We start from the raw sequence: 13,454 nt of genomic DNA on the forward strand, positions 1-13,454 counted from the left end.
ACACTTTTTAAGTCTTTTCTCCACAACAAGCTTGCAGTGACAACAATCTGGCAAAACCTCGGATATTCCAGCGGATAAACTCAATATTTTAATTACATATTTTTATTTAGTACTTTATTTAATCAATTTTTTATGATAAAAATAAAAACTATCCATATAAATTAACGATAAATAAATCGGAATAGAATTTCCATGAAAATCGTGCAAGAAGAAAATATACCCTCAGTTGAGCATCACCTGAGTAAACGCTTTGAATTAGACACTGTCTCATGCCTGTTTTTTGTACTGGGCATGTTTATGTCTGCCTATATTTTGCATCACTTTATTCTTTAATCCTGTTTCAAAGCTCATCTTAATACCTGTACATTTATTCAATACATAAAAAAGCCCATCATGTGATGGGCTTTTTAGTTTTAAGGCTTTAACCGTTGCGTTTTGCAAAGTCATCCATAAAGTTCACCAATGCCTGTACACCTTCTAATGGTACAGCATTGTAAATACTTGCACGCATACCACCCACTGAACGGTGACCTGCCAAGTTAAGCAAATGGTTTTGCTCAGCTTCTTTCAGGAACAATTTATCCAAGTCAGCATTGGCCAAGGTAAATGGCACATTCATGATTGAACGGTTTTGTTCAGCAATCGGGTTAGCATAGAAATCGCTAGAGTCGATATAACCATAAAGCAATTTGGCTTTTTCAAGATTTACTTTGTGAATGGCATCCACACCACCATTTTCAAGCAACCATTCAAATACCAGACCAGACAAGTACCAAGCATAAGTTGATGGTGTATTCACCATTGAATCATTCTTCGCCTGCGCAGAATATTTCAAAATGCTTGGAATTTCAGGTTTCGCTTGATCAAGCAAATCATCACGAATAATCACTAGAGTTAAGCCAGCAGGACCAATATTTTTTTGCGCGCCGGCATAGATTAAACCAAACTTGGACACATCAATCGGTGCTGAAAGAATGCTTGAAGATAAATCAGATACGAGTGGTGCATTCACTTCAGGAATGCCTGCAAACTGAAGGCCACCGATGGTTTCGTTATCTGCATAATGTACATAAGCAGCATCGTCAGACAAGTTCCAGGTGCTTTGCTCAGTAATCGCCAATTTACCGTTAATGCTTGTACCCGCTTCCACAACATTGATGTCGCCATAACGTTGTGCTTCTTTAAGCGCTTTTTCAGACCAGATTCCGGTATGAATATAATCAGCCTTGTTGTTTTTACCCAACAGGTTCAAAGGAATGGCAGAGAATTGTAGTGAAGCACCACCTTGCAAGAACAATACTTTGTAGTTCTCCGGGATGTTCATCAATTTGCGCAAATCTGCTTCTGCTTTTTCTGCCACAGCCACATAGTCACTGCTACGGTGACTCATTTCCATGATCGAAAGACCCTTGCCATGCCAATCGAGCAATTCAGCTTGAGCTTTTTCTAAAACGGCAGTCGGTAATGCAGCAGGGCCAGCACAGAAATTGTACGCGCGCATGATTTTTCCTTTCAGAGTGAAACACAATAAAATGATGGCATTTAACCACAGATAGCCGGTGCTTGCAGTAAATTATCCTGAAAATATTTCAATGCTGTCGGACATTTAAAATCAAAATCTCAATAAAGATTGGTTTTAATAAGTCCTTTTGCATTCCCTGCCAGTAGGCTTAAAGGTGCAACTGCATCTTATTTCTAATCTTTTCAAAATTGCTCCCACAATAGGCGGTAATAAAAATCTAATCACGTGATTGATATACAAATGCATATTAAACAATACAACAACTTATTGATTAGACATACAATTCAATCTATGCAATATAATTGTTACAAAGGAATTGAGAATCTGAGCGATGTCACTGCATGTACCTGCACAAGCCAAGAAAATTGCACTACTCATACAACATGGTTTTCGTCTTGGAATGTGTACGGCCAGCCTGCTTGGCCCAGCGCAGGTTTTTGCTGAAAGCATCAGTTATGTGCAGGCTGAACAGAGCGTGTTGAAAGACTCTTACACCACGCAGGCCAATCAGGCTTTACAGCAATCCGCACAGTTACAAGCTGAAGCAGTCAAGGGTTTAGGTCTGCCCCAGGTCGATTTAAATGTCCGTGCCTATTCCTTCCATAATGAAGTCGACATTCCACTGGATTCTTTTAAAAGCAATCTGGAACAAACCCTTTCTCAAGGCATCAACGATCGTATTAATCAAGAAAACCTTCCGTCCAATATTTCCGATCCTTTAAAACAAGGTCTTAATCAAACCATTCATAGCGGTATGGGTTTATTCCCCGACTCGGCTAATGTGGTTCTGGAAGATCAAGTGATCCGCCCTACCGTTTCAGTATTAATGCCTTTATATACCGGCGGCCTGACCTCAAGTGCCAAGGAAATGGCTGGTCTTAAGGCACAGCGCAGTCAATTGAATAGCAAACAACAGCAAGATACACAACGCTTTGAACTGATTCAGGCCTATTTTAATGCCCAATTACAGAGGCAACTTTTGGCTTCTAGTCAGTCCAATTTCAATGCCATGCAAACCCATTACGGTAATGCCTTAAAACTGGAACGCCAGGGATTTATCAGCAAAGGTCAGCGCATGCAGTTTGAAGTGGCAAAGAACAATGCCGAACGTAGTACGCAAAATGCAGCAGCCAATTTAAGATCAAGCCTGTTTCAGCTGAATAACCTGTTACAGCAAAGTCAGATTACCGAACTGAGCACGCCCCTATTTGTCAATTCCAGCCAAAATCAGAACCTGAATGCGCTGTTAAAAAGCTATCCGGAGCAATCTGCATTGATCCAGAAAATGCAGATGGATACCCAATTGGCCAATGCCAATGTCAAGGCTCAAAGCGCAGCGAAAAAACCCAACCTGTTTGCCTTTGGAGAATACAGTCTGGATGAAAAGCAAAACTGGATTATAGGCGTAGTGGCACGCTATAACCTGTTTTCAGGCGTTGATAAAAACAAAAATGTTCAGGCTGCGGAACTGCAACGTTATGCATCGCAACTGTTAACCGAGCGCACCAAGCAGGAAGTCGAAAATATTATTTACACCTCTTACAATGAGCTTTCAGCTGCGCAGCAAAGCCACCAACTGCTGCAACAGAATGTTCAGGCTGCACAGGAAAATCTGCGTATTCAGACTTTATCCTTTAAGGAAGATATGGGAACGGCCACCCAGGTGATAGATGCACAAAATAGCTTGAATGCTTTAAAAAGTGAGATGGCGCTGAATGCCTATAAATATGTCATGTCACTGGCGACTTTACTGCAAAGTCATGGTTCGATTGACCAATTCCAGAATTACATCAGTCAGTCTAATACCAGTTATATTCGTTAATTTTTGATGGGGGAACAGCATGACTCAAGATCAAAACAGGCCTGATCAAGATGTAGAAAATACCTCATCAGAAGGAACTTCTACCCCTATTTCAGCTCAAAGCAGTAAAGAAAAAACTCAAGAGACATCTGAACAGCAAAGCAACACAGATGATGGATTTTTCAGTTATTCAGAACAAGCGCAAGCCACTGAAAATACAGATTCAAAATCTTCAGCTGCCATGAAAGTGGTTGGCATCATCATACTGATCTTGCTTCTAGGCCTAATTGGATTTGGGTTATGGAAAAGCTATCAGCCCAAGGAAGTTGAGCTGCAAGGACGTATTGAAGCAGAAACTATTCATATCAGTACCAAAGTACCGAGCCGTATTGAAGAAATGTATATCCATGATGGTCAGAAAGTGCTTAAAGGCCAGCAACTGATCCGCTTGTTTAGTCCGGAAGTGGAAGCTAAAAAGCAGCAGGCTCTGGCCAGTCTGCAATCTGCTTTAGCCTTGCAATCCACCGCTAACCGCGGTTCACAACAGGAAAATATCGCCAGTTTATATGCCAACTGGCAAAGCCTGAAAGCCCAGCAGGATTTGGCCCAAACCACCTATCAGCGTGGAGCCAACCTGTTTAAGGAAGGCGTTATTTCACGTCAACGTCGTGATGAACTGCATGCAGCCGCACAATCTGCCGCGCAAATGACCGAAGCTTCTTATCAGCAATACGCACGTGCCAAACGTGGCAGCACCTCCGAACAAAAATCTTCCGCAGATGCACAGGTGGAAATTGCCAAAGCCGCCGTTGCGGAGGCCAATGCACTGGAAGCCGAAACCAAACTGGTTTCCCCGATCAACGGCACAGTGTCTAAAACCTATGGCAAGGTGTCCGAACTGGTGGCTATGGGTGTGCCTGTGGTCAGTATTATTCAGGATGATGAGCTCTGGGTCAGCCTGAATATCCGTGAAGATCAATATGCACAGGTCTATCAGGCCAAATCGATTGAAGGTTTTATTCCTGCATTGAACAAAAAGGCCCTGTTCAAGATTAAAAAAATTGATGCTGAAGGTGAATTCGCCACCATTAAAACCACACGCCAAACCGGTGGCTATGATATTCGCAGTTTCAAGATTCAGCTTACTCCAGCCCAGCCGATTGCAGATTTAAAAGTCGGCATGAGCGTGCTGTTTAAAATCAAAGAGTCTTGATCATGCTGCATGGCATACTGCGTGAACTTGGCTATTTGCTCAAGCATAAGTGGGATTTGTGTATGGTCACACTTGCCCCAGTATTGATGATTGTGCTGTTCGCCAGCATGTTTTCCCAAGGCAAACCCAGCCATCTGCCAATTGCGATTATTGACCAGGACCACAGTGAACTAAGCCGGACGATTATCCATCATGCCAGTCTGAATCACAGCCTGAGCATCAACAGCATTTCCAGCAGCCAGGATCAAGTTGAACAGCTGCTTAATCAAAATAAAATTTGGGGTTATATCACTGTTCCGGAAGGTGCAGAACAACGCTTGGTACAAGCCAAGGATGCTGAAATCAGTATTGCCTATAACCAAAGCTATTTTAGTGTCGGCAATAGCATTTCATCCACCATGCTGGTCAGCACCTTACAAGCGATTGCCGATTTTGGCGGTCAGCAATATTTACAAAACCAGATTCCTTATCTGGATGCACCAACGCCAAATGTCAAAATTTCGCCGCTGTTTAATCCCGGGCTAAGTTATGAGTTCTATTTAGAACCGTACATGATTCCTGCGATTTTACATTTATTGCTGTGTTGCTGCGTGGCTTTTGCCGTGGGACAGGAACTGAAATTTGGCACGGCAAAAACATGGCTCGGTGGGCAAAATTTATGGCTTGCCCTGCTTTCCAAGAATATGACCTATGTGCTGATTTTCAGTTTCTGGACCTGGTTATGGATGTTCTGGCTGATTGAATTTCGCAGCTGGTTTGTACAGGGACAGCTCTGGCCTATTCTATTGGGCCAATTTCTTCTCTATAGCGCTTATGCCTTTATCAGCAGTACCGTAGTTTTGGCCACGCATAATCTGGCCAAAAGTTTTGGTTTTATTGCCGTCTATGGCGGGTCATCTTTAAGTTTTGCCGGCGTGACTTTACCGCTGAACAATGCACCCCTATTCACCCAATTTTGGTCGAATATTATTCCTTATACCCCTTATGCCAAGTTACAGACCGAACAATGGGTGATTGGTAGTCCCGTATCTATTTCATTATTGCCACTTACAATATTAGCTATTTATTGTCTGTTCTATTTTGCTACTGCCTATTTCTTCCTTAATAAATATTTAAAGGGAGTTAAAGCATGAAAAATAGCATTAAAGACTTTCTGCACTTTTATTTTAAAACCTTTAAAGATATTGCTGCGAATAGCTCTATTTTCACCACTTTGGTGCTCTCGGTATTTTTATATAGTTTCTTCTATCCGACTGCCTATCAGGCAGAACATGCCGAATCGTTACCCATCATTATTGTCGATGAAGAACAAAGCATGGTGACGTCCAAGATTATTAGCGAAGTGGCTAAAAGCCCCAATGTTGAAATCCGTGCAGTGACCGGTAATTTTGCCGAAGCGCAGCAGATGATCAAGCTGCAACAGGCCGATGCTATTTTGTTATTGCCAAACAATTTATCCGGCAGTATCCGTCGTGGTGAAGTGGGCGGCATCGGTTTATATTTAAGTGCGGCCAATTTTTTAAAAACCCAAAAGATTGGTTTGGGTCTAGCGGCCTCTATTGAGCATGCGCTTGCCGAACAGGCGCAGAAATTTGGCAATATTTCGCATTTCTCCCCTGCGCTTTCCGTTCATCAAATTCCTTTATTTAATACCCTGTCCGGCTATGGCAGTTATATTTTCCCTGCCGTTGCACCGCTGATTATCCATCAGACCATCTTACTGGGTCTGTGCATGTTGATTACGGGCTATCGTGAAAAGAACTGGACACCGAGTCAAACCGAATTCTGGGCATTATTCAGTGCCATTTTAACCATTGGCTTCCTGGGCTGTTTATACCTGTTTGGATTTACCTTTTGGCTGAATGATTATCCGCGTGGTGGCAACTTCATCGGTATGTTGATTGCTGTGCCTGTATTTATAAGTTGCGTGATTGGCCTCAGCTTGTTGATTGCATCTTTTCTTGATATGCCTGAACGCGCAGGACATGTGATTGTTTTTACTTCCATTCCACTATTTTTACTATCAGGGATAGCATGGCCACACGCAGCCATGCCTGAGTGGATGCAATGGTTAGGAAATATTTTGCCTTCCACCCAAGGCATACAGATGTTTATTCAATTGAACCAGATGGGCGTGCCTACCCAGCTGGTCATTCCGAAAATAATTTATCTGGTGACTTTTGCCGGAATCTGTCTGGTATGGGGATATTTCCGCCTGACCAAAGCTGCTCAAAAATAATCTTTTAAGTATGACATTATAAAATTATTAAATAAAACTTTACAATTTGATCACCATTTAAACTAAAACTGGTTTTTTTTTAACCATTCAAATCAATTATGAAGAAAAAAGTTAGATTGAATATACTAATCGATGCAAAATAGCCCCCAGTTCATATTTCATGAATATTTTTTATATGATTCATTCCCACGCTCCCCGTAACATGCCGATGTGATATCGACAGTGTTATAGCAGCTTTTTTTATTAAAAATTTGATTTTAAGGGCTTAGCATGAAAAAGATTAAGATTAGTCTTGCTTGGCAAATCGTCATTGCGCTCATTTTAGGTGTGCTTGTAGGCTCTTTTCTACATTACTCTCCCGAATATCGTGAAACTCTGATTAATAATCTGCTGAGTCCTTTGGGTTCAATCTTTATTAATTTGATTAAGATGATCGTTATTCCGCTTGTAGTTTCAATGCTGATTTTAGGTATTGCCAATGCAAGTCATGGTCAAAATGTAGGTAAGCTTGGTTTCAAAACCATTGTTTATTTTGAAATTATTACCACAGTTGCGATTATTGTTGGTCTGGTTGCAGCCAATGTGTTCCAGCCGGGTGCCGGGATTGATATGTCGAGTTTGACGCAAACTGACATTTCTCAATATCAGCAAACTACACAGGAAGTGAGTAGCCATTCCCATGGTCTGGTGAATACCATTTTATCTTTAATCCCTTCCAATATTTTTGGATCACTGACTGATGGGCATATGTTGCCGATCATTTTCTTCTCTGTGATCTTCGGTATTGGTTTAGGATCTTTAGCTAAAGAAACCAGAAAACCGCTCATTGATGTATTGCATGCTGTTTCTGAAACCATGTTCAAAGTGACGCACATGATTATGCTTTTTGCACCTTTTGGTGTATTTGGCCTGATTGCGGTAACCGTTGCAAACTTTGGTTTTAGCTCGCTTCTTCCATTAGTGAAGTTGGCCGTTTTGGTTTATGGTGCTATTTTCTTCTTCATCTTTGTCATTTTAGGACTGGTTGCTAAATTCTGTGGTTTCAGTATTTGGGAAATTATTAAAATTCTAAAAGATGAACTGATTCTGTCCTATTCAACTGCCAGTTCTGAAACCGTATTACCGCGTATTATGGAAAAAATGGAAGCTTATGGTGCGCCTAAATCCATTACCAGTTTCGTAATTCCGATCGGTTATTCGTTTAACCTGGATGGTTCGACTTTATATCAAAGTATTGCGGCAATCTTTATTGCACAGCTTTACGGTATTGATTTGAGCATCACTCAGCAAGTCATTCTGGTATTAACCCTGATGATTACTTCTAAAGGGATTGCCGGCGTTCCTGGCGTGTCTTTTGTGGTGCTTTTGGCAACCTTGGGTAGTGTGGGTATTCCGCTTGAAGGTCTAGCATTTATTGCCGGTATTGACCGTATTTTAGATATGGCACGTACTGTATTGAATGTAATTGGTAACTCGTTGGCTGTTCTTGTGATCAGTAAATGGGAAGGCCAGTTCGATGCTGAAAAGCAAAAAGATTATCAAATTGAAATGAAAGAAGCTGCATAATTTATAAATCAAAAAAAAAGGAAGCTTCGGCTTCCTTTTTTATGTCTTAAGTTTATTTGCCAAGTCATTAATAACGGCTTGTACAACTAACCAAGAAATATTTGTTGTATCTTCATCAGGGCTAAATCTATACATCATTTGCTCATAGGGATGAATTAGATTTCGAAACTCTCGTAAAGAATGTGAATATTTTTTAACATCAATTCCTATCCAACCAAGCTGATGGGCTACATCTATCATTTCTGCCAACTTCCATTCAGCAAAATTTTTTATTTTGTCATTCTTATCCTTTGGGGCATTCTTAGCTTGATTACCTTCTTTCATATTTTTTTGAAAAACACCTAAGAGTACTCCTTCAAGGATACTACCCATTAAAATTATAGATGCTAAATATGCCTTTGACTCTATACATTTTTGAGTTTCATTCCATCTATTTTGAAGAATTTCACCTACACCTACGTCCAAACCCAGTACAAGAAAATCAGGTGTAGGTAATGGTTTTAGTTCTCTCTCTATTTCTCGAGTATTATTAAAATCTATCTGAATTTTTCTAAATTTTGGCTCAATACCTTCTAGATATATTTCGAAGCCTTCGACATACAGTATGCTATTTAAAGTCTTTAAAGCTTTAAAAACTATTTCTTTATCGCCACCATATTCTCGTGGAGAAGCAAGTCTTTTTAACACATTAGCTAATTGCTGATTTGTTAATTCATTTAATCTGTCTAAAACCCATTTGGCGCGAGTTGAACCATCATGAATATATGGCAAACCTATATTATGAAAAAATTTAGTAATCTTTGAACTTGATCTATATTCCGGATGAATTGCTTCATTATTTCCACAAATAAACTCTGCTATTTGTTCCAATGTCTTTTGATCCATATCCTCACCATTTTAATATTTATTAGATTATCTTCTTTTATAAAAAAAGAGCGCCTAAGCGCCCTTCTTTTTAAGTCAAAACTTACTCTTCCTCAGAATCTCTTAAATCCGATTCAGTGTCAGCTTCATCAGCAATGGTTTCATCATCTAGCAAAGTTTCAGAATCAATTAAAGCTTCAGAGACAACGACTTCTTCGCCTTCCACGGCTTCAATAAACTCGTCTTCTTCTACAGCTTCAACCGAAACCACGCCTACAAGTAACTCTTCGTTGCCTAAACGGATTAAGCGAACACCTTGTGCATTACGACCTGTGGTAGCAACTTCTGAAGCACGGGTACGAACCATCGTACCACCATCAGAAATCAACATCAGCTCTTTGCTTTCATCAATGGAGACTGCACCGACCAATTCACCGTTACGTTCAGAGGTCTTGATCGCGATTACACCTTTACCACCACGTTTTTTGGTTGGGAATTCGCCCACCGGGGTACGTTTACCGTAACCGTTGGCACATGCACATAACACTTCGCCAGTTTCAGGAACAACCACCAATGACACAATGCGGCTGATCAATGCTGAATCAGAACCATCTTCATCATCAGTCTCTACATCAGCTTCGTCGTTTTCTTCCAGTTGTGCGGCGGCACCAATGGTCACGCGCATACCGCGTACACCTTTCGCTGAACGGCCCATTGAACGGACATCAGTTTCTGCGAAGCGAATCGCTTTACCTTCGTTCGAGAACAACATAATTTGCTGTTCGCCATCGGTAATGGCCACACCAATCAAGGTATCGTCGCCATTCAGTTCAATCGCACGTAAACCGTTTGAACGCACATTCGAGAACTGTTCAAGCTCTACACGTTTAATCGTACCGTACTCAGTCGCCATAAACACATAGAAGTTTTTACGTACTGCTTCAGCTTGCTGTGCAAAGTCATTGATGATGTCATCATCAAGATCAGTCGTAGAAAGCTCTAAGCCCAATTGTTTCAATTGAATACGCAATGCATCAGAAATATCATCCGCACCATCTTCCAGTTCAGCAAGCGCTGCTTCCAGTTCAGCATAATGTGAATTGATGATTTCATTTTCTTGCAGTTTCGCAGCATTGGCTTTCACAAATGCCTTGAAATCAACCAGACGATCTTTAAATTTCTTCGGTACATCAATGACCGGAAGAATCGCTGTAATGGTTTCGTTTGCGTCAAGCGGCAACAGGTTCACCATTGGGCGACCTTTTGCACCACGTGATGCTTGCGGTACTTCAAATACTTTCAGACGATAGACTTTACCGACATCGGTGAAGCATAGAACCGTTGCGTGGTTCGATGTCACGATCAGATGCTGGATATAATCATCTTCTTTCATTGAAGTTGCAGACTTACCACGACCACCACGACGCTGTGCAGCGTAGTCAGAAAGTGGCTGGGTTTTCGCATAACCTGTTTTAGAAACAGTCAATACGACTTGTTCTTCTGGAATCAAATCTTCACGCGAGAAGTCGATACGTGATTCAACAATCGCGGTACGACGTGCATCGCCATACTGTTGCAGAATCAAGGCTAACTCTTCACGAATAACATTCATCAACAAATTGAAGTCATTTAAAATTGCAGTAAGTTCAGCAATTTGACCCAAGATTTCAGAATATTCCGCATGTAACTTGTCTTGTTCAAGACCGGTTAAACGGTGTAAACGAAGTTCCATGATCGCATTAACTTGCGTTGGTGACAGACGGTAAATATTACCTTCTAGACCAAATGGTTTCGCTGGATCTTCGCCTTCAATTTCGTCAGGTCGTACCGATACTGAACCTGCTTTTTCAAGCAATGCAACAACACCGCCACCCGCCCATTCACCTGCTTGTAAACGCTCACGCGCTTCAGCCGGATTGGCAGAAGTTTTGATGGTTTCGATAATGGCATCAATATTTGCCAGAGCAACCGTCAAACCTTCCAAGATATGACCACGTTCACGCGCTTTGCGCAGTTCGAACATGGTACGACGTGTCACCACTTCTTGACGGTGGCGAATAAACGCAGCAATGATGTCTTTCAGGTTCATCAACTTCGGCTGGCCGTTGTCCAGGCAGACCATGTTGATGCTAAATGAATTCTCTAACTGGGTATTCAGGAACAGGTTGTTGACAATCACTTCAGCGTTTTCACCACGCTTCAGGTCAATTGCAATACGCATGCCGTCTTTGTCAGACTCGTCACGAAGTTCAGAAATACCTTCCAGTTTTTTCTCTTTTACCAGCTCGGCAATACGCTCAATGGTTTTTGCTTTATTGACCTGATAAGGAATTTCAGTGAAAACAATGGTATTACGGCCGTTTTTCGGGTCTTCTTCAATATGATATTTACCACGGATATGCAGACGGCCTTTACCGGTACGGTAAGCATCTACAATGCCGGATTTACCATAAATAATACCGCCGGTAGGGAAATCTGGACCAGAAATGTGCTCCATCAACCCTTCAATGCTGATATTGGGATTATTTGCATAAGCCAGACACGCATTCACAACTTCAGTCATGTTATGCGGTGCCATATTGGTTGCCATACCGACTGCAATACCGGTTACACCGTTAATCAGCAAGTTAGGGACACGTGTAGGCATGACTTGTGGAATGCGTTCAGAACCGTCGTAGTTGTCTTCCCACTCGACTGTGTCTTTTTCCAGATCAGCCAAAAGTTCATGGGTGAGCTTACGCATACGGACTTCGGTATAACGCATTGCTGCTGCGCTATCACCATCGACAGAACCGAAGTTACCTTGACCATCCACCAATTGATAACGCAAGCTAAAGTCTTGAGCCATACGAACAATGGTTTCATAAACAGCAGAGTCACCATGCGGGTGATATTTACCGATCACGTCACCGACTACACGGGCTGACTTTTTGTATGCTTTGTTGTAGTCGTTGCCCAATTCGTGCATAGCGAAAAGCACACGACGATGAACAGGCTTTAAGCCATCTCTCACGTCAGGTAATGCACGAGAAACAATAACGCTCATGGCATAGTCGAGATATGAGCTTTTGAGTTCATCCTCAATGGCAATCGGTCGGATTTCCGATACGCTCATGCATACTCCTTATTACAAACAGCTGTTGCTAAAACTGTTCGTTTTATATAATCAATCTAGCAAAAAATTAACTCAAAATAAGCTGAGTTAAAGTCTAAATACAGCCGTAAATTATAGCATAAATTCTGTGGTTTTTGTGCCATATCACACATGTTAATCTTGTTAATTTTCTATAATTTATCGTTTATTTTTTCAGCACTTTCATTTGTCGGAATTTTATGTGATTTAGTTCATTTAATTTAGCATTCAACGGCCAATTTTAACCCTAAATTCTCAAGCTATTTATTCAGTTAAAATTGGGTTTTCGCCTTTTTAAAAATATAAATCGATTAAATCTGTCCCACCCTAGCTGTCCAAATGCATTAAACCTGAACCACCTTGTACCACCATAAAAGATGTACATTCGTTTGCTGCCCCTGCAATGCTATCTCTTGAGTCGGAATGACCACATTCAAACCCTGAAAATGGATGAGCTACAAACATCCAGGCATAAAAAAACGCTCCTGAACAAAACAGTAAAGCGTTGCTTTCACTGCTTGCGCAAGAGCGTTTTTTTTCGAACAGGGTTCAGAAATTAGATTTTAGAAACCAATTCTGGAACTACAGTGTTCAAGTCACCCACTAACCAGTAGTCAGCAACTGCATTGATTGGCGCTTCTTCATCTTTGTTGATCGCAACGATCACTTTAGATTCTTTCATACCAGCCAAATGCTGAATCGCACCAGAGATACCGACAGCGATATACAGGTCAGGCGCAACGATTTTACCCGTTTGACCCACTTGCATGTCGTTAGGAACGAAGCCAGCGTCAACTGCTGCACGTGAAGCACCTTGTGCAGCGCCCAATTTGTCAGCCAATGGATCAAGCACAGTGTGATAGTTTTCACCTGAACCCACACCACGACCACCAGAAACAACAATGCGTGCAGCAGTTAATTCCGGACGTTCAGATTTAACAATTTCTTCTGAAATGAATTTAGAAAGACCCGCATCGCCAGTAGACGCAGCAGCTTCAACGCTAGCCGAACCACCGTCGCTTGCTACAGCATCAAATGCCGTACCACGAACAGTCGCAACAACAACAGACTCAGCAGACTCTACAGTGGCAATTGCGTTACCTGCATAGATCGGAC

At 41.5% G+C, this 13,454-nt stretch carries 9 protein-coding genes and 1 pseudogene; 5 read left to right on the forward strand and 5 right to left on the reverse strand.

Annotated features, from left to right (window positions below; genetic code table 11):
* Positions 1 to 267: 267 nt before the first annotated feature.
* Both B9T29_RS16285 and serC read right to left on the reverse strand, forming a co-directional pair.
* On the reverse strand, positions 268 to 447 hold the full coding sequence (locus tag B9T29_RS16285; RefSeq protein WP_171264011.1) for a hypothetical protein: 180 nt from the start codon (positions 445 to 447) through the stop codon (positions 268 to 270).
* Entirely contained in the window at positions 422 to 1,501 is a 1,080-nt protein-coding gene (gene serC, locus B9T29_RS09185) for a 3-phosphoserine/phosphohydroxythreonine transaminase (protein ID WP_086175629.1), read from the reverse strand. Before serC ends, B9T29_RS16285 begins: the two co-directional genes overlap by 26 nt.
* A 421-nt stretch (positions 1,502 to 1,922) precedes the next feature.
* Here serC and B9T29_RS09190 point away from each other — a divergent pair, with 421 nt between their 5' ends.
* The 5 genes and pseudogenes from B9T29_RS09190 to gltP all read left to right on the forward strand — a co-directional run bounded on the left by B9T29_RS09190 (position 1,923) and on the right by gltP (position 8,341).
* The gene (locus B9T29_RS09190) at positions 1,923 to 3,344 is read left to right on the forward strand and encodes a TolC family protein (RefSeq protein ID WP_228146588.1); all 1,422 of its coding nucleotides are present in this window, start codon (positions 1,923 to 1,925) and stop codon (positions 3,342 to 3,344) included.
* 241 nt (positions 3,345 to 3,585) lie between these two features.
* Positions 3,586 to 4,536: pseudogene (locus B9T29_RS09195) on the forward strand (HlyD family secretion protein); the annotation flags it as partial.
* A 2-nt stretch (positions 4,537 to 4,538) separates the two neighbouring features.
* A complete protein-coding gene (locus B9T29_RS09200; RefSeq protein WP_086175632.1) occupies positions 4,539 to 5,669 on the forward strand; it encodes an ABC transporter permease in 1,131 nt (376 codons plus the stop codon).
* A gap of 8 nt (positions 5,670 to 5,677) precedes the next feature.
* Complete coding sequence (locus tag B9T29_RS09205; protein ID WP_086175643.1) at positions 5,678 to 6,775, forward strand: ABC transporter permease; 1,098 nt, start codon at positions 5,678 to 5,680, stop codon at positions 6,773 to 6,775.
* A gap of 270 nt (positions 6,776 to 7,045) precedes the next feature.
* Positions 7,046 to 8,341, forward strand: coding sequence for a glutamate/aspartate:proton symporter GltP (gene gltP / locus B9T29_RS09210; protein WP_086175633.1), 1,296 nt, complete (start codon positions 7,046 to 7,048; stop codon positions 8,339 to 8,341).
* A 39-nt stretch (positions 8,342 to 8,380) separates the two neighbouring features.
* Here gltP and B9T29_RS09215 read toward each other — a convergent pair whose 3' ends face one another.
* From B9T29_RS09215 to B9T29_RS09225, 3 genes are all read right to left on the reverse strand, one after another.
* Positions 8,381 to 9,226, reverse strand: coding sequence for a hypothetical protein (locus B9T29_RS09215; protein ID WP_086175634.1), 846 nt, complete (start codon positions 9,224 to 9,226; stop codon positions 8,381 to 8,383).
* An 82-nt stretch (positions 9,227 to 9,308) separates the two neighbouring features.
* A complete protein-coding gene (gene gyrA / locus B9T29_RS09220) occupies positions 9,309 to 12,320 on the reverse strand; it encodes a DNA gyrase subunit A (RefSeq protein WP_086175635.1) in 3,012 nt (1,003 codons plus the stop codon).
* Between the two features lie 574 nt (positions 12,321 to 12,894).
* Positions 12,895 to 13,454, reverse strand: a 560-nt coding sequence (locus B9T29_RS09225) for an electron transfer flavoprotein subunit alpha/FixB family protein (RefSeq protein WP_213033303.1), incomplete at its 5' end; no start/stop codon positions are given.

This window comes from Acinetobacter sp. ANC 3903 (genome assembly GCF_002135315.1).
Lineage (GTDB): Bacteria > Pseudomonadota > Gammaproteobacteria > Pseudomonadales > Moraxellaceae > Acinetobacter.